This is a genomic window from Yoonia sediminilitoris, from assembly GCF_003058085.1.
In the GTDB taxonomy this organism is placed as follows: domain Bacteria; phylum Pseudomonadota; class Alphaproteobacteria; order Rhodobacterales; family Rhodobacteraceae; genus Yoonia; species Yoonia sediminilitoris.
Window position 1 is genome coordinate 71,075 of the sequence record NZ_QBUD01000008.1, and the last position, 24,858, is coordinate 95,932.

29 protein-coding genes are annotated in these 24,858 nt (G+C 56.8%); 15 read left to right on the forward strand and 14 right to left on the reverse strand.

Translation table 11 applies throughout. From position 1 onward, the window contains the following. Window positions 1-61 precede the first annotated feature (61 nt). From C8N45_RS14835 to C8N45_RS14860, 6 genes are read left to right on the forward strand one after another with little or no spacing between them, the layout of a single operon-like run. Entirely contained in the window at window positions 62-1,111 is a 1,050-nt protein-coding gene (locus C8N45_RS14835) for a dipeptidase (protein WP_108387038.1), read from the forward strand. A gap of 32 nt (window positions 1,112-1,143) precedes the next feature. Then, the gene (locus C8N45_RS14840; protein ID WP_108387039.1) at window positions 1,144-2,745 is read left to right on the forward strand and encodes an ABC transporter substrate-binding protein; all 1,602 of its coding nucleotides are present in this window, start codon (window positions 1,144-1,146) and stop codon (window positions 2,743-2,745) included. Further along, window positions 2,746-3,804, forward strand: coding sequence for an ABC transporter permease (locus tag C8N45_RS14845; protein WP_108387040.1), 1,059 nt, complete (start codon window positions 2,746-2,748; stop codon window positions 3,802-3,804). Next, complete coding sequence (gene nikC, locus C8N45_RS14850) at window positions 3,801-4,715, forward strand: nickel transporter permease (protein ID WP_108387041.1); 915 nt, start codon at window positions 3,801-3,803, stop codon at window positions 4,713-4,715. Before C8N45_RS14845 ends, nikC begins: the two co-directional genes overlap by 4 nt. Further along, on the forward strand, window positions 4,712-5,578 hold the full coding sequence (locus C8N45_RS14855; protein ID WP_108387042.1) for an ABC transporter ATP-binding protein: 867 nt from the start codon (window positions 4,712-4,714) through the stop codon (window positions 5,576-5,578). The genes nikC and C8N45_RS14855 overlap by 4 nt, the downstream gene beginning before the upstream one ends. Further along, window positions 5,575-6,327, forward strand: a complete 753-nt coding sequence (locus C8N45_RS14860; RefSeq protein ID WP_108387043.1) for an ABC transporter ATP-binding protein — start codon at window positions 5,575-5,577, stop codon at window positions 6,325-6,327. Before C8N45_RS14855 ends, C8N45_RS14860 begins: the two co-directional genes overlap by 4 nt. Before the next feature lie 85 nt (window positions 6,328-6,412). Here the strand turns inward: C8N45_RS14860 and C8N45_RS14865 are convergent, their stop codons facing one another. Then, entirely contained in the window at window positions 6,413-7,012 is a 600-nt protein-coding gene (locus C8N45_RS14865; protein ID WP_108387044.1) for a biotin transporter BioY, read from the reverse strand. A gap of 113 nt (window positions 7,013-7,125) precedes the next feature. Continuing rightward, window positions 7,126-7,539 carry a DUF6314 family protein gene (locus C8N45_RS14870; protein ID WP_245882682.1) on the reverse strand — a complete coding sequence of 138 codons (414 nt, stop codon included), beginning with the start codon at window positions 7,537-7,539 and terminating at the stop codon, window positions 7,126-7,128. Window positions 7,540-7,669: 130 nt separating this feature from the next. On the opposite strand from C8N45_RS14870, the gene purB reads away from it, so the two are divergent. Next, a complete protein-coding gene (gene purB / locus C8N45_RS14875) occupies window positions 7,670-8,977 on the forward strand; it encodes an adenylosuccinate lyase (RefSeq protein ID WP_108387046.1) in 1,308 nt (435 codons plus the stop codon). A gap of 51 nt (window positions 8,978-9,028) precedes the next feature. On the opposite strand, the gene C8N45_RS14880 is transcribed toward purB, so the two are convergent. Beyond that, a complete protein-coding gene (locus C8N45_RS14880; RefSeq protein ID WP_245882683.1) occupies window positions 9,029-9,706 on the reverse strand; it encodes an acyl-homoserine-lactone synthase in 678 nt (225 codons plus the stop codon). 120 nt (window positions 9,707-9,826) lie between these two features. Then, entirely contained in the window at window positions 9,827-10,435 is a 609-nt protein-coding gene (locus C8N45_RS14885; RefSeq protein WP_108387047.1) for an autoinducer binding domain-containing protein, read from the reverse strand. A 138-nt stretch (window positions 10,436-10,573) separates the two neighbouring features. Between C8N45_RS14885 and C8N45_RS14890 the strand changes: the two genes are divergently transcribed. The 6 genes from C8N45_RS14890 (at window position 10,574) to C8N45_RS14915 (ending at window position 14,371) form a co-directional block, all read left to right on the forward strand. Next, window positions 10,574-11,062 (forward strand): autoinducer binding domain-containing protein, encoded by a 489-nt coding sequence (locus C8N45_RS14890; RefSeq protein ID WP_108387048.1) that lies wholly within the window; start codon window positions 10,574-10,576, stop codon window positions 11,060-11,062. 50 nt (window positions 11,063-11,112) lie between these two features. Continuing rightward, window positions 11,113-12,159, forward strand: coding sequence for a FliG C-terminal domain-containing protein (locus C8N45_RS14895; RefSeq protein ID WP_108387049.1), 1,047 nt, complete (start codon window positions 11,113-11,115; stop codon window positions 12,157-12,159). Between the two features lie 88 nt (window positions 12,160-12,247). After that, window positions 12,248-12,553 carry an SH3-like domain-containing protein gene (locus tag C8N45_RS23935; protein WP_108387143.1) on the forward strand — a complete coding sequence of 102 codons (306 nt, stop codon included), beginning with the start codon at window positions 12,248-12,250 and terminating at the stop codon, window positions 12,551-12,553. Then, the gene (locus C8N45_RS23940; protein ID WP_108387050.1) at window positions 12,546-12,827 is read left to right on the forward strand and encodes an SH3-like domain-containing protein; all 282 of its coding nucleotides are present in this window, start codon (window positions 12,546-12,548) and stop codon (window positions 12,825-12,827) included. The genes C8N45_RS23935 and C8N45_RS23940 overlap by 8 nt, the downstream gene beginning before the upstream one ends. Then, complete coding sequence (gene nthA, locus C8N45_RS14910; protein ID WP_108387051.1) at window positions 12,817-13,461, forward strand: nitrile hydratase subunit alpha; 645 nt, start codon at window positions 12,817-12,819, stop codon at window positions 13,459-13,461. Before C8N45_RS23940 ends, nthA begins: the two co-directional genes overlap by 11 nt. Window positions 13,462-13,474: 13 nt before the next feature. Then, window positions 13,475-14,371, forward strand: coding sequence for a lysophospholipid acyltransferase family protein (locus C8N45_RS14915; protein ID WP_108387052.1), 897 nt, complete (start codon window positions 13,475-13,477; stop codon window positions 14,369-14,371). 35 nt (window positions 14,372-14,406) lie between these two features. Here C8N45_RS14915 and C8N45_RS14920 read toward each other — a convergent pair whose 3' ends face one another. Next, a complete protein-coding gene (locus C8N45_RS14920; protein ID WP_108387053.1) occupies window positions 14,407-15,096 on the reverse strand; it encodes a DUF1223 domain-containing protein in 690 nt (229 codons plus the stop codon). 212 nt (window positions 15,097-15,308) lie between these two features. On the opposite strand from C8N45_RS14920, the gene acnA reads away from it, so the two are divergent. Both acnA and C8N45_RS14930 read left to right on the forward strand, forming a co-directional pair. Continuing rightward, entirely contained in the window at window positions 15,309-18,080 is a 2,772-nt protein-coding gene (gene acnA, locus C8N45_RS14925; protein ID WP_108387054.1) for an aconitate hydratase AcnA, read from the forward strand. A gap of 266 nt (window positions 18,081-18,346) precedes the next feature. Continuing rightward, the gene (locus C8N45_RS14930) at window positions 18,347-18,661 is read left to right on the forward strand and encodes a hypothetical protein (RefSeq protein WP_108387055.1); all 315 of its coding nucleotides are present in this window, start codon (window positions 18,347-18,349) and stop codon (window positions 18,659-18,661) included. 46 nt (window positions 18,662-18,707) lie between these two features. Here the strand turns inward: C8N45_RS14930 and C8N45_RS14935 are convergent, their stop codons facing one another. From C8N45_RS14935 to yajC, 9 genes are read right to left on the reverse strand one after another with little or no spacing between them, the layout of a single operon-like run. After that, entirely contained in the window at window positions 18,708-19,244 is a 537-nt protein-coding gene (locus tag C8N45_RS14935; protein WP_108387056.1) for a DsbE family thiol:disulfide interchange protein, read from the reverse strand. Then, window positions 19,237-19,380 carry a heme exporter protein CcmD gene (ccmD, locus tag C8N45_RS14940; RefSeq protein WP_108387057.1) on the reverse strand — a complete coding sequence of 48 codons (144 nt, stop codon included), beginning with the start codon at window positions 19,378-19,380 and terminating at the stop codon, window positions 19,237-19,239. The genes C8N45_RS14935 and ccmD overlap by 8 nt, the downstream gene beginning before the upstream one ends. After that, a complete protein-coding gene (locus C8N45_RS14945) occupies window positions 19,373-20,107 on the reverse strand; it encodes a heme ABC transporter permease (protein ID WP_108387058.1) in 735 nt (244 codons plus the stop codon). The genes ccmD and C8N45_RS14945 overlap by 8 nt, the downstream gene beginning before the upstream one ends. A gap of 42 nt (window positions 20,108-20,149) precedes the next feature. Beyond that, entirely contained in the window at window positions 20,150-20,806 is a 657-nt protein-coding gene (ccmB, locus tag C8N45_RS14950) for a heme exporter protein CcmB (protein ID WP_108387059.1), read from the reverse strand. Continuing rightward, entirely contained in the window at window positions 20,803-21,426 is a 624-nt protein-coding gene (gene ccmA / locus C8N45_RS14955; protein ID WP_108387060.1) for a heme ABC exporter ATP-binding protein CcmA, read from the reverse strand. The genes ccmB and ccmA overlap by 4 nt, the downstream gene beginning before the upstream one ends. A gap of 1 nt (window position 21,427) precedes the next feature. Continuing rightward, window positions 21,428-21,781, reverse strand: a complete 354-nt coding sequence (locus C8N45_RS14960) for an Mth938-like domain-containing protein (RefSeq protein ID WP_108387061.1) — start codon at window positions 21,779-21,781, stop codon at window positions 21,428-21,430. 11 nt (window positions 21,782-21,792) lie between these two features. Further along, window positions 21,793-22,761, reverse strand: coding sequence for a protein translocase subunit SecF (secF, locus tag C8N45_RS14965; RefSeq protein WP_108387062.1), 969 nt, complete (start codon window positions 22,759-22,761; stop codon window positions 21,793-21,795). A 1-nt stretch (window position 22,762) separates the two neighbouring features. Next, on the reverse strand, window positions 22,763-24,436 hold the full coding sequence (gene secD, locus C8N45_RS14970) for a protein translocase subunit SecD (protein ID WP_108387063.1): 1,674 nt from the start codon (window positions 24,434-24,436) through the stop codon (window positions 22,763-22,765). A gap of 3 nt (window positions 24,437-24,439) precedes the next feature. Then, window positions 24,440-24,724, reverse strand: a complete 285-nt coding sequence (gene yajC / locus C8N45_RS14975; protein ID WP_108387064.1) for a preprotein translocase subunit YajC — start codon at window positions 24,722-24,724, stop codon at window positions 24,440-24,442. Window positions 24,725-24,858: the final 134 nt, after the last annotated feature.

Here is a 24,858-nt window from a genome sequence, read left to right on the forward strand (position 1 = left end):
AGCGATTTGAGGCGCAAGGTGGAAACGAACGCGACACCTTGGACATGGAGTGGGGACAAACATGACCAAACACCCGGTTTTTGACGGCCATAACGATCTGCTCCTCAGGCTGCTGCGGGGTGATGTGACAGCGCAAGGAGTCGCAGACGGTCTGGCTGATGGCCATATCGACAAGCCACGTGCGATTAAGGGCGGTTTTGGCGGGGGGATGTTTGCAATTTTCGTACCAAGCCCCTCAGACAAGGCTGTGCGTGACGAAGAAATGCAACAACCCACCTACGATCTGCCTTTGCCCCCACCGATCGAAGAAAGGGTTGCACGCGACTGGACAGACCGTGGATTTGCAGCGCTGGATGATCTGCGACTGGCGGGCGCAATCCAACTGTGTCGCACTGCCGACGAGGTTCAGGCCGCCCTGTCCGGTGATGCAATGGCCGCCGTTGCCCATATTGAAGGGGCCGAAGCGATTGACCGCGATTTTGAGGTCCTGCACGGCTATCACGCGCGCGGGCTGCGATCACTTGGCCCGGTCTGGAGCCGCGATACTGTCTGGGGGCATGGTGTCCCGTTTCGCTTTCCGTCAGACCCCGATATCGGTCCGGGCCTGAGTGACGCAGGCAAGGCGCTGGTCAAGGAATGTAACAGTCTGAAAATACTTGTTGATTTGTCGCATCTGAACGAAAAGGGATTTGATGATGTGGCCCGCATTTCCGATGCCCCACTTGTGGCGACCCATTCAAATGCATGGGCGGTCACGCCGCATTCGCGTAACCTGACAGACCGGCAGCTGGATATGATCCGTGACAGCGATGGAATGGTAGGCATTAATTTTGCCAGCGCCTTTCTGCGGCCCGACGGACAGATGGATGCGGACTTTACGCTTGACATCGTACTGCGACACTTCGACCATCTTATTGACCGGCTTGGGGAAACGCGGGTTGGACTGGGCTCTGATTTCGATGGCGCGCTGGTTCCGAAACCGATCAACGATTGCGCCGGACTTCCACGGCTGCTGGCTGCGTTTGCATCACATGGTGTGGACGACAGTCTTATGGCCAAGATTTCGCACGGTAACTGGTTGCGCGTATTGCGCCAGACCTGGGGCGCTTAAAAGTTAAAGACCAAAAGATAGGGAAAAAAACAATGACCAAGAAATATACATTCGTCGCATTGGCACTTTCCGCCCTGATTTCGGGGGCCGCCATCACAACGGCCAGCGCCGAAACACCGCCGAACATGTTGGTGATTGCCAACCGGATTGACGACATCAAAACCTTTGATCCCGCAGAAAGCTTTGAATTCGCGGGCGCAGACGTCAGCCGAAATGTCTATGAAAAGCTGGTCAATTTCGACCCGCTGGACCTTGACGCCGGATATCAGCCGCAGCTTGCCGAAAGCTGGGAAATTTCCGAGGACGGCAAGACCATCACCTTTACCATGGCCGAGGGACATGTGTTTTCCACAGGCAATCCCGTTACGGCAAAAGACGCTGAGTTTTCGCTACGGCGGGCCGTGATGCTCAACAAGACGCCCTCATTCATCCTGACCCAGTTCGGTTTCACGCCCGAGAATGTCGCCGAAACCATTGTTGCGCCTGACGACAACACACTGGTTCTGACCTTGGACAAACCCTACGCGCTTTCCTTCGTGCTGAACTGTCTGACAGCCACCATTGGCGGCATCGTTGATATGACGGCAGCCATGGAAAACGAAGTTGATGGCGACATGGGTAACGCTTGGTTGCGCACAAACACTGTGGGGTCAGGCCCCTACAAGGTCGTGGACTGGAAGCCGAACGAAAGCGTGCTGATGGACCTCAATCCCAACTACGGCGGAGACACGCCCGCAATGGAACGGGTGATCGTGCAGCATATTCAGGAAAGCGCCACCCAACGCCTGCAACTTGAACGCGGCGATATCGACGTGGCACGCAACCTGTCACCCGAAGATGTGGCCGGGCTGGCCGATGTGGATGGCGTCAAGATCGTTGACGAACTGCGCGGTCGCCTGATGTATTGGTCCGCTAACCAGAAAAACGACATGCTGTCCGATCCAAACGTGATCGCCGCACTCAAACTCGCCGCCGATTACGAAGGCATGTCCGGGTCATTCCTGAAGGGGCAATACACCGTTCATCAGGCGTTCTTGCCCAAGACTTTCCTCGGGGCGATCGACGACAAGCCCTTCAGCTTTGACATCGAAGCGGCCAAAGCGACATTGGCACAGTCCGCCTACCCCGATTGCGGTCCGATCAAAATATCGGTCCGTGACGCGCAAGAGCGAATCGACATCGCCCAGTCCCTGCAAAACACATGGGGGCAGTTGGGTTGCGATATTGAACTGATCGTTGGCACCGGCGCGCAAACGCTCGACCGCTACCGCGCCCGTGAACATGATATTTATCTTGGTGCGTGGGGTCCGGACTATCCTGATCCGAATACTAATGCGGGCACATTCGCCTTTAACCCCGACAACAGCGATGAAGCGGGTGCAACGGGCTTGCTCGCGTGGCGTAATGCTTGGGACCTGCCAAAGCTGAGCGAGAAAACACTGGCAGCCGTCGTCGAGAACGACACCGATGCCCGCCGCGCGATGTACAAGGACATTCAGACCGAATTCCAGAACTCTGCGCCCTTCGGGATCATGTTCCAGCAGATCGAACAGAACGGCATGCGGTCGAACGTCGAAAACTTTGTTGCCGGCGGTGCCACGACCGCCGTGTCCTACTGGGTCATTACAAAGTAAATGACGCAAAGCGTGACGACAGCAGATGGACGGCAGTCGCCGTCCATCCCGCCATGGCTTCGGAAAACGGCCGCGACATTGCTGACCGTGGCAGTGACCATTCTGGGGCTGCTGTTCGTGACATTCATGATCGGTCGGGTCATGCCGATTGACCCGGTTCTTGCTGTCGTGGGCGAACGGGCGACGCAGGCGCAATATGACGAAACCTTCGCGGCCCTTGGCCTTGATCAGCCGCTTTTGGTCCAGTTCGGCATTTATCTGCGCGACGTGCTGCAAGGCGATTTCGGGCGGTCGATCCGCACGGGCCAAGAGGTTGCCACGGATATCGCCCGGGTGTTTCCTGCGACTTTTGAGCTGGCCACGTTAGGGACCATCATTGGCGTTGTGCTGGGTGTTCCCCTTGGCGTTCTGGCCGCAGTGCGCCGTGGCAGTTGGATCGACCAGATCGCCCGCTTTGTCGGGTTGATCGGTTATTCCATGCCGATTTTCTGGCTGGGTCTTGTCGGGTTGCTGGTGTTCTACGGCATTTTGGGCTGGGTCTCCGGCCCCGGACGGGTCGGGATTTTCTACCAAGGGATAGTGGAGCCGATTACGGGCATGCTCTTGGTAGACAGTCTGCTGCGTGGCGAATGGGACGTGTTCAAAAGCGCCTTTTCGCACATCATCCTGCCCGCGTCGCTGCTGGGCTACTACAGCATGGCCTACGTCAGCCGCATGACGCGGTCATTCATGCTCGAACAACTCAGTGCGGAATATATCATTACCGCACGGGTCAAGGGCCTAAGCGAATGGCAGGTCATCTGGGGGCACGCATTTCGCAATATCCGCATCCAGTTGATCACCGTTATTGCGCTGGCCTACGCCAACCTTCTCGAAGGGTCCGTCCTGACCGAGATTATCTTCGCTTGGCCCGGCATTGGACAGTATATCACGACATCACTTCTGGCCAATGACATGAACGCAGTGCTTGGGGGCACCATCGTCATCGGCAGCATTTTCGTGGGCATCAACATTTTCTCTGATCTACTCTACCGCTTTTTCGACCCGAGGGCCAAATGAACCAAGCAACCAGCCTGCGTGATTGGCTTTTGACCGAAGAACCGGCGTCGCGCAGGCAGGCCGCATTTGCATCATGGTATAAGGGCTGGTTGCGGTTTCGCGGCAATACACTGGCGATGGTCGGGCTCTATGTGCTTGCCTTGCTGATCCTTGCGGCGATCTTTGCGCCACTGCTGGCCACGCATGATCCGTTTGTGCAGGATCTTGGCAACAGGCTGATGCCACCGGGCAGCGAAGAACACATCTTCGGGACCGACAGCCTTGGCCGCGATATCTATTCGCGCATCCTTTATGGTGCACGCATTTCGATCTATATCGTGTTGCTGGTCGCCATGGTGGCCCCCCTGCTGGGGCTGATCGTGGGGACGGTGGCAGGTTACGCAGGTGGCTGGGCCGATGTCGTTCTGATGCGGATCACGGATATCTTTCTAGCGTTTCCACGGCTGATCCTCGCACTTGCGTTCGTCGCGGCCCTTGGGGCGGGCATCGAAAACGCCGTGCTGGCAATATCACTCACCGCATGGCCGCCTTATGCCCGGATCGCGCGGGCAGAGACGCTGACGATCCGCAATTCTGACTATATCCACGCAATCCGGCTGCAAGGGGCAGGACCACTGCGGATCGTGACGCGGCATATCTGGCCACTGTGCGTGTCGTCGCTGGTGGTACGCGTTACGCTGGACATGGCAGGGATCATCCTGACAGCCGCCGGACTTGGCTTTCTGGGCCTTGGCGCGCAGCCGCCCAGCCCGGAATGGGGGGCGATGATATCGGAAGGGCGCAAGTTCATCCTTGATTCCTGGTGGGTCGCGACGATCCCTGGCCTTGCGATCTTTTCAATCTCTTTGGCGTTCAACCTTTTGGGCGACGGGCTGCGCGACGTGCTTGACCCAAAGGACAGCGCGACATGACCGACCAAGGCCCCCTTTTGGACGTTGAGAACCTGTGGGTGCGATTCCGCAGCCGCGCAGGTATGTTCGAGGCGGTGCGCGGCGTGTCTTTCACGCTGGGGCGCGAACGGCTGGGCATCGTCGGGGAATCCGGGTCAGGCAAGTCGATGACAGGCCGCGCCTTGCTGCGGCTGATCAGACCACCGGGTTTCGTGGAAGCCGACCGCATGTCGCTGCATGGCGAAGACATCCTGCAAGCGTCAGAAACGCGGATGCGGCAACTGCGTGGCGGACGGATTTCAATGATCATGCAGGACCCGAAATTTTCGCTCAACCCCGTCATGACGGTCGGGCAGCAGATGGTAGAGGCCTTGCGCGCGCATGAGAAGGTCACGAAAGCACAAGCCCGGACCCGCGCGATAGAGATGCTCGATGAGGTCGCGATCAGAGAGCCCGAACGGGTCTATGACCTCTACCCGCACGAGGTGTCGGGCGGTATGGGACAGCGGATCATGATTGCGATGATGTTGCTGCCCAACCCCGAAATTCTGATCGCCGACGAACCGACGTCAGCGCTGGATGTGTCGGTGCAATTGCAGGTTCTCGATATCATGGACAAGCTGGTGCGCGACCGGGGCATGGGGCTGATATTCATCAGTCACGACCTGAACCTTGTGGCGAAATTCTGCGACCGCATCGTGATCATGTATGCGGGCCGGATTGTTGAAACCTGCAAGGCCAGCGAATTGCGGCAGGCCAAACATCCCTACACGCTGGGCCTGCTGAATTCTGTTCCAGACCTTGAACACCCGCGTGAAAGGCTGGACGTGCTGGCGCGTGATCCTGCCTGGCGCGAGGCCCCATCAGTGAGTGCGCGCCAATGACAGCAATTTCCGTGCGCGACCTGAATGTCTGGTTCGGATCAGGGGCAGCGCGATCAGATGCAGTCCTTGATGTCAGCTTTGACGTGGCAGAGGGCGAGATTTTCGGGCTTGTCGGGGAAAGCGGGTCAGGCAAATCCACGATCCTGCGGGCGATTTCAGGTCTGGTTCCCACATGGTCGGGGACAATGACGGTGGCTGGCGAAACCCTTGGCAAGCGGCGCAGCCAGTCATTCTACAGCAAGGTGCAGATGGTCTTTCAGGACCCGTATGCTTCACTGCACCCGCGCCACACGGTCGACCGGCTGTTGTCTGAAACGATGCGGCTCCATGGCATCAGGGACGTCGATGATCGGATCGTGCAACTGCTGGGCGACGTGGGGCTGGGGGCCGGCTTTCGGTTCCGCTATCCGCACCAACTGTCGGGCGGACAAAGGCAACGGGTCGCGATTGCGCGTGCGCTGGCGTCTAATCCCGCCATTCTGCTGCTGGATGAGCCCACCTCTGCGCTTGATGTATCTGTGCAGGCAGAAATACTGAATCTGCTGTCCGATTTGCAGCGCGCACATCGGCTGACTTACATCATGGTTTCGCATGATCTGGGCGTTGTCGGGCATCTTTGCAGCCGGATCGCGGTCATGAAGGACGGGCGCATCGTCGAAGTGCTGGGAGTGTCGGAAATGCGCCAGCTACAGGCACAAGACCCCTATACCCGCAAGCTGCTTGCAAGTTCAGTGCATTCCATCCGCTAAACCGGACTTCGCAGACGATACTGACCATAAAAAAACCTGCCGACCTTTCAGCCGACAGGTTCATTCTTCAGACCTCAGTCCGCCGTTAGCGACGGGCGCTGCCAATCAGCTTCCACAGGCCGGGAACCAGAAGTGCGGCCAGCCCAAGCTTGAGCGCATCGCCGATCAGAAAGGGCGTCAGACCCCACTGCAAAATCGGCTGGTCCCAACCGTACAACATCCCCAACCATGCAAGGCCGGGCACATAAATCAACGCGTTACCAATCAGCATCGCCGCAGCCATCATCAGAACCGAGCGGTCCCATCCCGCACGCGCGGCAAAGCCCAATGCCAAGGTTGCAAGCACATACCCCAACAAATAACCGCCTGTGCCACCCATCATATAGGTCAGGCCGTTAGCTTCGGCAGATGAGCCCGCAAAAACGTCAAAACCCAATGCACCGATGATCATGTAACCAAGGATCGTCAAAAGCCCCAGACGCGGGCCGTAGGCGGCACCAATCGTCAGCACGGCAAAGGTGCCCATGGTGATCGGCACCGGCCACATCGGAATGCGGATTTTCGCAAAGATAACTAGGGCTGCGATCCCCACAACAACCATCGCAGCCTGCTTGATCCGCAAGGCGGTGCCCGCAGATGGGCCAAAGGCCTCTGTCAAAACTCTGTCATTCAGCGCGATAGCCATGTGCCGCACTCCCCTTATGTGAACAATTTGGTATCTTTGTGCCCGATGCTGCGACGCGGCGCAAGCGCGATGCGCATACAGTGGCCAAACCGTAAGATGGGCTTTAACCCATCCTACCTGCAGTAATGACTGATCGACGTATAATCCTTGCGTGGCCCTGTGACGGTCCAGACCGCCTGCCAGTCCGGCCAGGCACGAAAATCATAACGCACCTGATAGTGATCCGCTCCGCAAGGATGGTCACTGCCCGCAACACACCCCTCAGGCACAAAACGATGAAAGGGGCTGCCATCAGCAAACCGGACATCGACCCATCCCCCGCCAAAATGCCACTGGTAGCTGCGGGTTGCCTGCATGACAGGTCCCTGCCCCAGCTGGAACTGGCCCTCTTCGCGGTAGTCCATCACCCCTTGCGCCTGATCCAACAGCGTCACCGTTCCCTGCAAGGTCCCTTCCTGATTAGCCATCCGGTCAATGATCCGGCGCTCCAAGCGCCAAAGCCCGCGAAAATCCTGTTCAACCTGCAAGGCACACATCCATCGGGCGGCCAACTTTCATTCTCTCACTCCCTTGAGGGTTCTGTTCGCGCCCCTTATGACGCCTCATAAATCCGCTGCACAGTCTTGAATGACCCATTCCACAATAAGGTGACACCTCATGATCCCTCGTTATTCCCGCCCAGAAATGACCGCCATTTGGGAGCCTGCCACCAAATTCCGCATCTGGTACGAGATCGAGGCCCACGCTTGTGACGCACAGGCGGCAATCGGGGTGATCCCCAAGGAAAACGCAGCCGCGGTCTGGAAAGCCAAGGATGTGGAATTCAACGTCGACCGGATTGACGAAATCGAAGCGGTAACCAAACATGATGTGATCGCGTTCCTGACCCATCTGGCCGAACATATCGGGGCTGACGATGCCCGTTTTGTGCATCAGGGAATGACTTCTTCCGATGTGCTCGACACAACATTCAATGTACAGCTGGTCCGGGCCACCGATATCCTGATCGCTGACATGGACAGGTTGCTTGCCGCACTCAAGACGCGCGCCCTTGAACATAAAGACACGGTGCGCATAGGACGCAGCCACGGCATCCATGCCGAGCCCACAACAATGGGTCTGACGTTTGCACGTTTCTACGCGGAAATGGACCGCGGGCGCGCCCGCCTTGTTGCCGCACGCGCCGAGATCGCCACAGGCGCCATTTCCGGCGCTGTCGGCACATTTGCCAACATCGATCCATCGGTCGAAGAACATGTCTGCGCGCAAATGGGCCTGACGCCCGAGCCGATCAGTACTCAGGTGATTCCCCGCGACCGGCACGCAATGTTCTTTGCCACGCTTGGCGTCATCGCTTCCAGCATCGAAAATGTTGCCACAGAGATCCGCCACATGCAGCGGACGGAAGTGCTCGAGGCCGAAGAGTTCTTCTCCAAAGGGCAGAAGGGTTCTTCTGCCATGCCGCATAAGCGCAACCCGGTCCTGACCGAAAATCTGACAGGTCTTGCGCGTCTTGTGCGGATGTCTGTGGTGCCCGCAATGGAGAACGTGGCGCTTTGGCATGAACGCGATATCAGCCATTCGTCCGTCGAACGCGCCATCGGGCCGGATACAACGGTGACCTTGGATTTTGCCTTGAACCGTCTGGCCGGCGTCATCGAAAAGCTGGTCATTTATCCAGATAACATGCTGGCGAATATGAATAAATTCCGCGGGCTTGTGATGTCCCAGCGGGTTCTGCTGGCGCTCACACAAGCAGGGGTCAGCCGCGAAGACGCTTACAAGTTGGTGCAGCGGAATGCGATGAAAGTCTGGGAACAGGGTGCTGATTTCAAAACAGAGTTATTGGGCGACGCAGAAGTGACGCAAGCACTGTCAAAAGAGGAAATCGAAGAGAAGTTCGACCTTGGCTACCACACAAAGCACGTTGATACGATTTTCAAACGGGTCTTTGGCGAAAGCTGAAGGCAATTGTGATCGGCCATCTGTCCCGACTGGCCGATCACTTCAACAGCATCAGGCGACCGGTTGCGCATGAACTGGCTGTGTGTGGGGAATATGGGTCGGACGCGGCGACGGTGCCAGATTCGCCGTTCTCACCTCACGACGTTTTGCTGGCATGCTCATTGCGACATAGCGGCGGCCATCGTCAGAATTGACATAGGGCTGGCCTATCAGATTCGCACCATATCCGAGTTTGCGCAATGCGCGCGCAAAGGAAGGCGGGCACAAAGCCATCATTTCGGTGGCACCGTGCTCGGTGGCCTGATCGACCAAACCGTCAACAATATAAGACAGACATAGTGACCGATCCGCATGTGTATCCACCTCGTCAGAGATGACGACCCGAGTACATTCCCATACCGTTTTTTCAACCATGGGTTGCTTAATGATGTTCTCGGGAATACCGATCAGCTTGCCGGCAACAGCGTCGCGCAACATGTAGGTGTGTGAACCCCATTGCGCCGTAGTGGCCATCGCCCGCGCGCCTCCAATGACCTTTCCGTCACGCAACACAAGCGAATAATATGCCAGCGGATTGTCATACTGGTCCATTTCGACCGTCCCATCATGAGGAATATCCCATCCCAACTGGTCCACAAAAAACCTTTTCCGCAACCCGAGGAAATCGTAAAAGGCGCTCCCATACTGGTGCATTTGTGCTAGATTAAACGTAATATTTTCCATTTTCATGTCTCTCTACTTAGAAGCGATGGCAGACAAGCATTACACTTGTTAGGTGTCATGTTTAGCATAACAATTTCAATTTGAAGCTAATTCTTCTGTGTTAGACATGAAAGTCGCGCTTGCCAATCAGATCAGACCATATTGACTGGCCATAGTTGCGGCCTGCGTGCCCGTTTTTGCACCAAGTTTCAGCTTTGCATTCTTAAGCCGCTGTTTGACGGCACCTTCACTGACGCTCAACTCATGGGCGATTTCCTTGAGACGCTTTCCGTCCTTTACCATCCCCAAAGCTTCCAACTCGGCGCGGGTCAGATTGGTGGGTGGTGCGGTTTCATTGTGGCGTCGGGAGAGAAACGCATGCAAAAGCTTGGTTTCAAGCTCGGTATACTCCCGGTCTGCTCGGGTAAAAGATGCAAAAGATCTTTGCGCATCAGTTCCTGGTTTGAACACCGATATCGTCACGCCGTAGCGCATCCCAAAAGTCTTGGCCTGCGCAATGACACGCTTTGGATCGTTAGCCTCAAGGTCACTCCATCTGCAAGTGCCGACATTTGAGTAGGCCCACCTAACTACTGGATCAAAAAGCATAAACCGCTGCTTTGTGTAATGCTCCACCCACTCAGGAGGAAGCATGTTGACCTCTTCCATCGGGAAAGCGAACCCAATTCTCAGCGCAATGTAGTGTCCTGAGGGCGCGAGCTGCTCGATCTCCTCAGAACCCAGTAGTGACGTCATTCGATTACCTCGAGGCTTCGGTTTTAAACAAAAGCCTTTTTATTTTGGCACTGTTGTCTTTAGACTATTGATAAGCAACACCTAAAACTATGATATTTCGTTCCCACTACACTTGGCAACCGGAAAGCGAGTTAATTAATGTCCGCCACTTCCATCGAGATTAGCTCAGAACTTGGCAAACTGAATGAGGCCGCTCCGTCGGGATATGCGCTGGGATTTCATGTGCAGTACACCTCGACCAAGTTTCTTTTCCAGACCTACGAAAAGAAATGGCTGGACTACTATTCACAACACGGATTGGTGATGGCCGACCCCATCGTCGCCTGGTGTTTTGAAAACACAGGTTATACCCGCTGGTCGGACCTGACAGACGATGCGGGTGTCTTGGTAAAAGCCGCCGAATATGGCCTGAATTACGGTGTAGTCTACGCAACCGACGCAGGCGGTTCACGCAGTATGGCCGGTTTCGCGCGCGATGACCGTGAGTTCACCGATGACGAAATCGCCGCCCTGATCGCAAAGGTGGACCTTCTGCATGCGGCGACTGCCGATCAGGCGGAACTGTCACTCGAGACAATCGCGCAGTTGCGCAACATGTCGATTATGGTCACGCATCCCGGCTTATAATAACGGACAGGTCTAACCTTTCGTTTACGACCAGTCGCTTATGATTGGGTATGGATTTTCAACTTGATACCCCTGCAGACTCAGCACTGACGCGTCGCCGCAAGGCGGCGATGATCGTGCACATGCTGATCAGTGATGGCGGATCGCTGTCATTGGCGCAACTCCCCGAATCACTTCAAGAATTGTTAACGCGCGAACTTGGCGCGATACGCCTGGTCGATCGGGACACGGTGTCAGCCGTCGCAGACGAGTTCGCCAATGAACTTGATGCGGTCGGCATGTCCGCCCCGGGCACGCATGACGGGGCAATTCTGTCGCTTGCTGATCACCTTAGCCCCCGGCTCGCCAGCCGACTGCGCGCACAGACGGCGCTGGTCCGAAATGGCGACTATTGGCCAACAATCGTCGAACTTCCCGTCGAAAAGCTCATCGCCATCATGGCCAACGAGAGCATTGAGGTTTCTGCTATCGCCCTGTCAAAGCTGCCAATCGCCAAAGCATCAGAGGTGCTGCAAAAAACCCAAGGGGAGCGGGCACGCCGAATCACCTATGCCATGTCACACACAGGCGACGTATCGCCTGATGCGGTCAGGCGGATAGGTGCCGCACTGGCACAGGATTACGGCACCGCCGCAGAGGTCGCCTTTGACAAGGCCCCGGTCAGCAGACTAGGCGCGATTCTGAACTCTACCGTCACCGACACCCGCGAAGACGTACTTGAAGGGCTTGACGAACGCGATCCGGAATTTGCCAATAACGTGCGCAAGGCAATCTTTACCTTCAAGGACATTACAACGCGGGTCAAACCAACCGATGTGCCAAACTGTATCCGTGCGGTGGACAATGATGTGCTGACTAAAGCTATTGCCTCAGCTCTCAAGGCAGACGAAGCGACAAATGCGGCTGCGGAATATATTCTCGCCAATATTTCGCAACGGATGGCCGAACAGATTAGAGAAGATGCCGCCGAGATGGGCAAAATCAAGAAAGCCGATGCAGAGGCGGCCATGGGCGAAATAACAAAGGCCATTCGCGAAATGGCCGAAACCGGCATGATCACATACATGGAACCAGATGAAGAAGACGAAGTAGAGTGATATCTCATGGACAGGCCCCGTTTGTTTCATCTAAATTCGGGGCATGGAACATGAAGCCGAAAAAATGGCGGGGCGGCGTTGGCATGACATGGGCGGCGACGCCGCAGGGCCAGTCCCGACAGAACAACATGATTTCTCGCTGTGGGAAAAACGCGTTGATGCGCTGATGGTGATCAGCTCTTCCAAGGGCTATTTCACCGTCGATGGCTTGCGCCGTGTCCTCGAGGACATGGGCGAGGAAGCCTTTGAAACAATGACATACTACGAACGCTGGATCGCTTCGGTGAACCAGAACCTGCTGGAAGCCGGCGTTTACACCCCCGCTGAACTTGGCGCACGCATGTCTGAGGTTGCCGCGCGCGGCGAAACCTATGGCGAGGCATGTGATGGCTGAGCGGCGTTACGTCCGTGTGCGCGGCGATATGCCCCCCGGCCACGTGCGCACACCCGCCTATCTGCGGGGCAAGACCGGCTGGGTCGAACGCACACTTGGCCCCTTTCCCAATCCCGAGCAACTTGCCTACGGTGTTCCGCCCGCCAAACTGCCGCTGATGCGGGTACGCTTTTTGATGTCGGAAGTCTGGGGACCTGCCGCGGAAAACCCGCAAGACACAATAGATGCCGAGATTTACAGTCACTGGCTCGAAGAGGCGCCACATGCCACATGATCATCACGACCATCTGTCGCCTTCGGGGCATCCCTATCGGGCCGACGACGATCATCCGCTGACCTATTGGCAACAAATGGAAATCGCCATTCGCGAGCTGTTGATTGAAAAGAATATCGCCACGGCGGCGGAAATCGCCGCACAGATTGACGCAATGGATGCCCGAAGCCCCGCGAATGGGGCCGCCGTTGTGGCGCGCGCATGGACCGATCCTGCGTTTCGCAATGACCTGCTTGCGGACGCCGGTGCTGCAAGTGCAGCCATGGGCTATGACATCGGACCAATGAAGCTGATCGCGGTCGAAAATACGCCAGAAGTCCACAACATGATCGTCTGCACCTTGTGTTCCTGCTATCCGCGCAACCTGCTGGGCTTGCCACCGGATTGGTATAAATCGCGCGCCTATCGGTCCCGCGCGGTCAAGGAACCACGCAAAGTGCTGTCGGAATTTGGCGTCACCCTCCCCGACGCGACCACTGTTCGGGTGCACGACAGCACGGCTGATATGCGCTACATCGTCATCCCCGCGCGCCCTGCGGGAACCGATGGATTGACCGCCGATGCCCTGGCCGCACTTGTCACCCGCGACAGTATGATAGGAACCGGCCTTCCCAAAACCGTGCAGGACAGCTAGGTCTGCGGCCGGAATGGCTGACACAGACGAAACCCCCTTGATTGGCACCAAAGCTGATTGGCTTGCAGATCGCGCCTTGCGCGGCCTGATCGGGACGTTGTTACGCATGCCCTACCAGACCCGCGTGCCGATGATGGGCGCTGCCCTGCGCCACGCGATTGGGCCGCTGGTTGGCTACCGCAAGCGAGCCGAAGAAAATCTGACGCTGATTTACCCCGACATGCCCACGCATGAACGTCGCGCGCTTGCCGCCGCCTGCTGCGATAATTTCGGACGGACGTTGATCGAGAATTACGCCTGGGAGGAATTCAGCGAGCGCCTATCCGGCGTGATCCCGACCGGGCTTGGACTTGATGCAATCTCCCGAGCCACTGCTGAAAACCGCCCGGTTATGTTTGTAACCGGTCATTTCGGAAATCACGAAGCACCGCGTCAGGTACTGACGGCAATGGGCCATAACATTGGCGGTCTCTACCGGCCGATGATGAACCCCTATTTCAATGCCCATTACGCGCGCACCATGACATCATGGGGTGGGCCTGTATTTGAACAGGGCCGTCGCGGCACAATGGGTTTTGCCCGGCATCTGAAGGCTGGCGGCATGGGAACATTGCTGTTTGATGTCTCTGCCAAGGGGGTCAAGATCCCATTCCTTGGCAAACCCGCACGCACCGCCACATCAGCCGCTGACATTGCACTGAAACTGAACGCGCTGGTAATTCCCTATTTCGGGATCAGGCAGCCGGACGGCATGTCCTTCAAAGTCGAGGTTGAGGCACCAATTGCCCACGACAGCCCACGCAATATGATGATCGAGATGACTGGCAGACTAGAGGCGCAAATTGCCCGCAATCCAGCGCAATGGTTCTGGGTTCACCGACGCTGGAAAGGCTACAGCAAATCAACCTAGCGGCGCTATCTCAAAACGGGTTGCAGAAATAGTTGTTAGCGCAACTGCGCCGCCCCCACGATTGGACCATTGCGGGCTTCCTGAACGATCACGACGACCGGCTCATCCCCCGGTGCCTCTACGTCAAGCTCAAAAGCCCGCACGCCGTCCCACTGCCCAACAACCTGCCAATCGTAGACGATGTGGGAATAGCTGATTTTCTTGCCTGCGTTCTCTCCGCGTTTGATGGCGACTGTCTGCTCGGGCGTATAGCGCACAAGCTGGACCACATAATCACCGCTTCTCTTGGCTGCAGCTTGAATCTGAACGTCGCCAGCGCGCCGCGTGATTGTCACATCGACGGGCAATTCTTGCTGTTGGTGATATTGCAGCTGCTCCATCACCTGCACCGGTCGCGACCCAATCACATGGTCCTGTCCGTTGATCACCATTTGCGGTGTATAGACCGTGGTCGCATTGGCGGCCCGCGCATAGGCGTGCTGCCGTGCGGTGTAGGCGGGGTTGGCAAAAATATCCGCCCAACCGATGTAGTCCCAATAATCCACATGCAAAGCCAGCGCGATCACATCATCCCGCCCGGCAAGACCATGCAAAAAAGCATCTGCGGGCGGACAGGATGAACAGCCCTGCGACGTAAAGAGCTCGACCACGACAGGCCCTTCCGCCATCGCTGTGTTGGTTTGCAGAAAACTGCCAAGTGCAATGGCTGCGATCAATGGGCGCATGTCTGGTCCTAGTCTTTCTTTGTGTGAACATACCTAATCAGAATAGGCTGAAAAGACTAATCAAGGAATTGCGAGTATGCCGTCATCAATATTTCAGTCGGCCAAACATGGTTTGTGTACAATGGCATACAATTACCACTTGATCCTTGCTGCCCCATAAGGCAAAAGCCTGCCTAGTACCCATCCAGCTTCAGCCTTGAAAGGGATTCGCCATGACGATTACAGTTGGCAAAGACACCGCCAAAACCCGCAAGACCCTCACCGTTGGTGATCAGTCCGTTGCCTATTATTCCATTCCGGCAGCGCAGGCAGCAGGTTTGGGCGATTTTTCGAAACTGCCTGCTGCGTTGAAAGTCGTTCTAGAAAACCTGCTGCGGTTCGAAGATGAAGGTTTTTCGGTATCCGTTGACGATATCAAGGCGTTTTCCGACTGGGCCGACAATGGCGGCAAGAACCCCCGCGAAATTGCCTACCGCCCTGCCCGCGTGCTGATGCAGGATTTCACCGGCGTCCCAGCAGTTGTTGACCTCGCCGCCATGCGTGATGGTATCGTGGCCCTTGGCGGCGACGCACAGCAGATTAACCCGCTGAACCCTGTTGATCTGGTCATCGACCACTCGGTCATGATCGACGAATTCGGCAACCCGCGTGCGTTCCAGATGAACGTAGACCGCGAATATGAACGCAATATGGAGCGCTATCAGTTCCTCAAGTGGGGTCAGGGTGCATTTAACAATTTCCGCGTCGTGCCCCCCGGCACCGGCATCTGCCATCAGGTCAACCTCGAATATCTGGCCCAGACCGTCTGGACCGACAAGGACCAGAATGGCCAAGAAGTCGCCTACCCCGATACGCTTGTCGGCACTGACAGCCACACCACAATGGTCAACGGTCTTGCCGTCCTTGGCTGGGGCGTCGGCGGGATCGAGGCGGAAGCCGCGATGCTGGGCCAGCCCGTTTCCATGCTGATCCCCGAAGTGGTCGGTTTTGAGCTAACCGGCGAAATGGTCGAAGGCACAACAGGCACCGATCTGGTGCTGAAAGTGGTCGAGATGCTGCGCGAACTTGGCGTCGTTGGCAAATTCGTCGAATTCTTCGGTACCGGCCTTGATCATCTGCCGCTTGCCGACCGTGCGACCATCGCCAATATGGCCCCCGAATATGGTGCGACCTGTGGCTTCTTCCCGATTGACAATGAAACACTGCGCTACCTGCGCAACACCGGCCGCGACGAAGACCGGATTGCCTTGGTCGAAGCCTACGCCAAGGAAAACGGTTTCTGGCGTGATCCGGATTATTCCCCTGTCTACACCGCCAAGCTGCACTTGGATATGGGCACCATCGTGCCAGCGATTTCCGGCCCCAAGCGGCCACAGGATTACATCGCCCTGACTGATGCCGCCACTGCATTTGGCAAATACATCAGCGGCCAGCGCCCTGAAAAGGCCGTGCCCGCTGAAGAAAAGGCCGAAATGACCGCCGAGGGTGGGCCCGTGACTCCGCATCATATCCCCGGCGACAGCGGCCACCACAAAAGCCAGAAGGTCGAGGGCGAGGATTACACCCTGCATGACGGGTCCATCGTGATCGCCTCGATCACCTCCTGCACCAACACATCCAACCCCTATGTGATGATCGGGGCCGGTCTGGTAGCGCGCAAGGCGGCAGCCTTGGGGCTGAACCGCAAGCCTTGGGTGAAAACTTCGCTGGCCCCCGGATCACAGGTCGTGTCGGAATATCTTGAGGCCGCTGGCCTGCAAGAGGACCTTGACAAGATCGGTTTCAACCTTGTCGGCTACGGCTGCACGACCTGCATCGGCAACTCTGGCCCGATCCAGCCCGAACTGTCAGATGCCATCGCCAAGGGTGACCTGATCGCCACATCGGTCCTGTCAGGCAACCGCAACTTCGAAGGCCGCATTTCGCCTGACGTGCGCGCGAACTATCTGGCGTCTCCACCGCTTGTGGTGGCCTACGCCATCGCAGGTGACATGAACATCGACATCACCAAGGACCCGCTGGGTCAGGACAAAGACGGCAATGACGTCTACCTGAAAGACATCTGGCCGACCAATCAGGAAATCAATGAACTGGTTGAAAAGACCGTCACACGCGAAGCCTTCATCAGCAAATATGCTGACGTCTTCAAGGGTGACGAAAAGTGGCAGGCGGTCGAAACACCAGACAGCGAAACATATGACTGGCCTGCGGCGTCAACCTACGTGCAAAATCCGCCCTATTTCCAAGGCATGTCCAAGGACGCGGGCACCATCAAGAACGTCACAGACGCCAAGGTGCTGGCTGTACTGGGCGACATGGTTACAACCGACCACATCAGCCCTGCAGGGTCGTTCAAGGACACCACGCCCGCCGGTCAATATCTGATCGAACGGCAGGTGCCTGTGCGCGAATTCAACAGCTACGGCTCACGGCGCGGCAACCACCAGATCATGATGCGCGGCACCTTTGCCAACATCCGCATCAAGAACGAAATGCTCGACGGTGTAGAAGGCGGTTATACCAAAGGCCCCGATGGCGCGCAGACGTCAATCTTTGATGCGGCCATGGCTTATCAGGACGCAGGCACGCCGCTGGTGATCTTTGCAGGCGAACAGTACGGCGCCGGGTCATCGCGCGACTGGGCGGCCAAAGGCACGGCCTTGCTGGGCGTCAAGGCGGTCATCGCTGAAAGTTTTGAGCGTATCCACCGCAGCAACCTTGTTGGGATGGGCGTGGTACCCTTCGAATTCACAGGTGGCGACACGCGCAAATCACTGGGCCTGACTGGCGATGAAACCGTGACCATCAAAGGGCTGGACGCAGTCAAGCCACTGCAAGAGATGACAGCGAGCATCACTTATGCCGACGGCACGACCAAGGACATCACCGTCAAATGTCGGATCGATACAGCGGTCGAGATCGAGTACATCGAAAACGGCGGCGTGCTGCATTATGTGCTGCGGAACCTGGCAAAAGCGGCCTGATATCAATGGCCCCGGTGGAAACGCCGGGGCCAATAAGCGTCCTATCAATTGCGGGGGATTTCAACGATTTCTGCCGTCAGCTTGCAGTTGATCGTTTCTTCAGCCAGTTCCAGGATCGCAAAGGATAATTCTACCTTGCCCTTTTTTCAGGCACCGCCTGCTGCGATGCAGAAATTCTCGCGTTTTTTGCACCATGATGATTGCAACAGACGTCGATTAGGGAAACCCTGACAGCATAACGTGTCCCACACCAAAAGGGGGGTACAATGCAAAGTTACACTGAAAGTATCATAGAGTTTGCAGACTTCACCTTTGAACGCAGAAAGGTGGTCTGCTATGGCCTGCAAAACAAGGCTGGCGGGACGACGACGGTCCTGAATTTTCCCACAATTGAATTGGCTGCCGAGTTTCATGGTATTTTCCTAAGCGGGCGTAACTTCCTGATTGTTGAAAATGGTGCGCAAATCATCTGCTTGGCCGAATTTGACCGGGTAATGCAAAACGCCGGCGACGATCCGCGTGTGCGCTTTCAGAACTACGATCGCAATTACATGATGGGAACTCTGGCCCACATGACCTGAAGATATTGTTGTCTACAGCTTTTCGCGAAACGCCGTAGAGGGCGTTTCACTCAACCGCCTTTGCCAATTCCGGCAAGAACCGCTGCTCGTAATCCGACCCGACCAGCGGTCCGACGAAGCGGAACAGAACAGTGCCGTCGCCGTCCACAATGAAGGTCTCGGGAGGCGCTGTAACACCCCAGTCGATGGCCACGCGGCCGCGCAGGTCGAATCCGGTTGCAAAGAACGGGTCTTCATAGTCGGCCAGATAAGGCGCTGCCTGATCCTGCTGATCACGGAAATTGATGCCCGCGACGCGATAGCCGGCCGCGTCCAATTCCAGCAGTTTTGGATGCTCGGCCCGGCATGGCGGGCACCAGCTTGCCCAGAAATTCACGATTGTCACCTCGCCTGACCGCAGGTCGGCGTCTGTCAGTTGAGTGGTGCCCTGCACCGCCTCAACCGGTACGGCCGGGGCCTGCTGGCCCACAAATGTTGACGGCAACTCGTCGCGGTTTTCCAGCAGCAAGCCTGCCGCTCCGAGCCCAAGGAGCGCCACTACAGTCACCAGCGGGGCAATCATCAAAGGCGATAGTTTAGCCATTTTTCTTGATCTTCTCCCATTGCGCGCGGACCCGTGTAGCACGGCGCCAACTGACCAGCACAAGGGCCAGCAACATCGCGATACTTACGCCGTAGGCCATCAGCACTTCGAACGCATATTTCCCAAGATCAGGCATTTTGCGCCCTCGCTCTGTTTTCTAATGCCCGGATTTGGCGCGCGCGCACTTCGGTCCGGGTCCGCATCAGCACAAGTGCGATGAACAGCAAAACAAAGCCTGCCATGCAGACCAGCAAAGGCACCCAAAAGACATCCGCTACGTTCTCTTCCTTGTCCAGTGACAGCGATGCCCCCTGATGCAACCCTTGACCCCAAAACAGCACCGCATAGCGTGACAGGATCGCAAAGATCGACCCGACCATGCACAGCACCGAGGTCAGGTCGGCCGCAGTGTCCGGGTCTTCAATCGCTTCCCACAATGCCATGTAGCCAAGGTAGAACAGAAACAGGATAAGGAACGACGTCAGCCTTGGGTCAAATTCCCAATAGGTCCCCCAGATCGGCTTTCCCCAGATCGCCCCTGTGAACAAGGCAATCAGTGTCATGACCATTCCGATCGGAGCCGCTGCCCGCGCTGCCAAGGCCGACACATGGTGCCGCCGGATATACCATATCAGCGATGCGACCAGCATCATGATCCATGCGTTGATGGCCATCAAGGCTGCGGGCACATGCAGATAGATGATCTTGACCGTAGCCCCCTGCCGGAAGTCGTCAGGCGTAAAGAAAAACCCCCAGACCAACCCAACCCCAAGACAAAGGGCCGCAAGGCCAAACAGCCACGGCAGCACAGGCGCTGTCCAGCCCATGAACTTTGTCGGGTTCGCATATTTCCAAATTGACATGTGTGTTACCTAACCCGCTCTTTCGTCACCCTCAATCCCCGATCACCGCAGATTGATGCGCAAGACTGCCGCAGTGGCAAACGGCAGGATTGCAAATGTACCGGCGGTGATCCCGCCCAGCAAAATCAGCGCACCGCTGGGGTCCAGCCCCTCCGCGCCGCGCCGCACGGCCTCTGCGCCGTAGATCAGTGTCGGGATGTAGAGCGGCAGCACAAGCACCGACAAAAGCAGCCCACCGCGCCGCAATCCAACAGTCAGTGCTGCCCCAAAGGTGCCAATCATCGACAAGGCTGGCGTGCCCAGCAAAAGCGACAGCAACAGATAGCTGTAGGCCTCTGGCGCGAGGACAAGCATGAACCCGAGAGCAGGTGCGGCAACGGTGAGCGGCAACCCGGTCGTCACCCAATGCGCCAGAGCCTTGATCAGGCCGACCCCTTCGAGGGGCAAGGGCGATGTGGCCAACAGGGTCAAAGACCCGTCTTCGAAATCCAGCGCGAATATGCGGTCCAACGACAAAAGGGCGGCCAGCAATGACGCCACCCAGAAAATCCCCGGTGCAATCGCTGTGAGCAAATCGCTTTGCGGGCCGACCCCAAAAGGCACCAGCACAATGACAATCAGGAAAAACGCCAGCCCCAGCCCAAAGCCACCGCCGGCCCGCACGGCCAGCCGCAGATCGCGCAACAAAAGCGCGATCACAAGAATGCCTCGTCTGATCCGCCGCCAGCGTTCGGATCAGCCTTGAAAGGGGTCAGGTCCAGTTCAGGTGCATCAATGCCCAGATCAATATGCGTGGCAATAACGGCCACCCCGCCCCCTGCCAAATGGTTGTTTTGCAGCCAGTCCGCGAACAGCTTCACTGAAAACCCATCCAGTGACACGGTCGGCTCATCCAGAAACAGCACCTTGCGGCCGATGACACCAAGGCGTGCAAGACCCAGACGCCGCTTTTGGCCCGCAGACAAGGTCCCGCCAAGCCGTTCGCGCAAGTCTGTCAGATCAAAACGTTCCAGCGCGGTCTCTAGTCCGGTTGGATCAGACAGCCCATGCACATCAGCCCAGAATTTCAGATTTTCAGTGACAGTCAGCGCCGATTTGATCCCGTCGGCGTGGCTGGCATAGGCGGCTTCGTCTTCGGGGTAAGTGATGCTGCCAGCCAAGGCAGGCTGTAGCCCGGCCATCGTGCGCAGCAGGGTCGTTTTGCCGATGCCGTTGGGGCCACGCAGTATCAATGCTTTACCTGCGTCCACATCAAAGCTGACGTCCGTCAGCACAGCCAATCCGCCACGCGCACAGCACAGGTCCGTGACCGTCAACATATCAGACGGGAATCAAGGCAACCGCAACGCGCCGCCCCTCGGACAAAAGCACATTATAGGTGCGGCATGCCGCAGGCGAGGCCATGGTTTCAACGCCCACGCCCGCATCCTCGCAAGCCTTGCGAAAGGCCGCAGGCGGATGGGCGATCTCGGGCCCGGTTCCGACAAAGAGCACGTCAATATGCTCCGCCTGATCAAGGATTGCCGCAGTATCATCAAACCCGCCCCATGCGCTCAAGCCAGAGGGCAGGACAACCAAAGACCCTTCCACCTTTTCGCCGCCGATACGGAAAAAGCCGGGACCATAGCCATCGATGGGCACCGCATCGTTATATTCAATCTCGGTCAGGCGCATGAGCTGGCCTTTCAGGTGTCAATATGGCTGTATCGCGTGCCTGCCGACGGGTCCTTTTTGGACCAGTCGCGCTTGACCCCCAACACCAGCAGCAACGCTGACGCCACGAAAATGGACGAATAAGTCCCGATGATAACGCCCCAGATCATCGCAAAGACAAAGCCCCGGATCACGTCACCGCCCAGCACGAACAGCGAAATCAATGCAAGCAACGTCGTGACCGAGGTCATCAATGTCCGCGACAGCGTTTCGTTGATCGACAGGTTCAGCACCTCCTTGAGGTCCTTTTGCTTATATTTGCGGAGGTTTTCACGCACCCGGTCAAACACGATCACCGTATCGTTGATCGAATAGCCCACGATCGTCAGCAGGGCCGCGATAATTGCCAGATCGAATTTGATCTGCAATTCCGAGAAAATTCCGATGGTCAGGATCACATCATGGGTCAGCGCCAGCACCGCCCCGACGGCAAACTGCCACTCGAACCGCAGCCAGATATAGGCAAGGATTGCCAGCACAGCGAGCGCGACAGCAATTGCGGCCGTTGTTATCAACTCACCCGATACTTTTGGCCCCACCGATTCAACAGACGGAAATGTCATATCGGGGTCAATCGTCTGCAAGGCCGCCTGGATAGCGGCAATCGTTTCACTCGCAATCCGCTCGTCCCCGTCCTGGGCCTGGATCCGGACCATCGCGACATTCTGGTTTTCGTCAAAATTGGGGTCAAAAACTTCGGTGATGGATACATCGCCAAGGTCTAGCGGGGCCAGCGCATCACGATAGGCTGCAACATCGACAGGCACTTCAGACTGGGTCCGAATGCTTGTCCCGCCTTGGAAATCGATGCCGAAGTTCAGCCCCTGAATGAGGAATGACCCAAAGGCCACCACCATCATTACCAACGAGATACCCAGCCAAAGCCGCGCGCGCGCGAAAAAGTCGATCTTTGTATGTTCGCGAACCAGTTTCAGGCGCATTCTAAACCTCGATCGTTTTGGGGCGCGCGCGCCCGAACCAGATCACAATGATGGACCGGGTTACGAAAATGGCCGTAAAGACCGATGTCATAATGCCAAATCCGAGTGTCACAGCAAAGCCGCTTACCGGCCCAGAGCCCATGGTAAAAAGGATTACCGCCGTGATGAATGTCGTGATGTTGGCATCAATGATTGACGACAGCGCCTTTTCATAGCCCAGCTCAATCGCCCGCGCCGGACCTTTGGCGGTTTTCAACTCTTCGCGGATACGTTCGAACACGATGACATTGGCGTCAACGGCCATCCCGATTGTCAGAACGATCCCGGCAATCCCCGGCAAGGTCAGCGTTGCCCCAACCAGACTGAGCAGGCCAAAGATCAGGCCCACATTGATAATAAGCGCGATATTGGCAAAGACGCCAAACAAGCCGTAGCTCAGCACCATATAGGCCAGAATGGCCAGACCCGCGACGATACAGGCGATCTTGCCGGCATCAATGCTGTCCTGGCCCAGTTCCGGCCCAATCGTACGCTCTTCAAGGAACGTCAGTCCGGCGGGCAGCGCCCCGGCCCGCAGCAGAACCGCCAGATTGGTGGCCTCTTCAACGGTGAAATTGCCGGTGATAATCCCCGACCCGCCCGGAATATGGCTTTGAATCCGCGGGGCCGAGATCACCTCGTCATCCAGCACAATCGCAAAGGGCGATCCGATATTTTCAAGGGTGTAATCACCAAACTTGCGCGCAGCAGATGCATTGAAACGGAATCCGACCGCAGGTCGGCCATTTTGGTCAAAATCAAGCTGCGCGTTCTCAAGATCCTCGCCGGTGACGACAGGCCTGCGCGTCAGGATGTAGTAAAGATTTTCACTTTCCTGATCCCTGACAAGAACATTGCCAGAGCCCGGATTTTCGCTTGGATCAGACGTTTGCCCGATCACGGGATTAAACGTCAGCTGCGCCGTCGTACCAAGCAAAGCAATAATCTCTTGGGCAGAGCCTACGCCCGGCACCTGCACAAGTACGCGGTCTGCCCCCTGTCGCTGGATAGTCGGCTCACGTGTGCCCACTTCATCAATCCGACGACGAATGATTTCAAGGGTTTGCGCCATGGTTCGTTCGTTCATGGCCTGCATTTCGGCTTCTGACAGAGTGATCGTCAGAACAGGGCCGTCAATCGCCACTTCGATATTGTTGGACACACCGCCTGTAAATGTATTGACCGGACGTCCAAGGCCACGCACAAGTTCCAGTGCGCGGGCAGCCCCCGTCGTCTGGGAAATGCGTACTTTCAGTTCTGTTGGTGCACTGTCGTCGCGGGTCACTGTGCCAACTGTGTCGCGCTCTGCAACCAGTGTGTCACGAACCGTCGGCCAGAACCCTTCAAGGAAAGTCGCGTGTACATCCTCCACGCTCACTTCGACAAGCAAATGCGCCCCGCCCCGCAGATCAAGCCCCAGATTAACCAGCCCCGATGGCAGGAAATCCGGCCATGATGCCACCATGTCGTCCACGTCAGTCTGGGTCAGCCCATCGGCAAGCAACTGCTCTGGGGCTGTGATGGCATCATTATGCTGCTCAACAGTGGTATAAAAGCCGTTGGGCATGGCGAACGTCAGGCCGACCACGACGGTCAGCCAGATCATCACTTGCTTGGCGAAAGAGATGTTCAGCATGTCTTAGGAATTCGCAGGTTCTGTCTTGTTCATGACAGTGGCAATGGTCGACTTGATCACACGGACCTTGACGCCATCGGCGATTTCAACTTCGACCTCGGCCCCCTCGTCCTTTACCTTGACAACTTTGCCCACGATGCCCCCTTGCGTGACAATCTGGTCGCCACGGCGCAGCGCACCCAGCATCGCCTGATGTTCCTTCAGCTTTTTCTGCTGCGGACGGATCAGCAAGAAATACATGATCGCGAAAATCAAAATCAGTGGAATGAGTGATTCTATGCCCTGCATAGTGGCCCCTTATCATTTTCAGTTACGGTGCGCCCACCGCGCCCCAAAAGTCGCGGCACATTAGGTCCGGCTGGGGTGAATGGCAACCACACGCGAAAGGTTCTTGTCTCGTCCCAAAAACTGGGCTTCGTTGC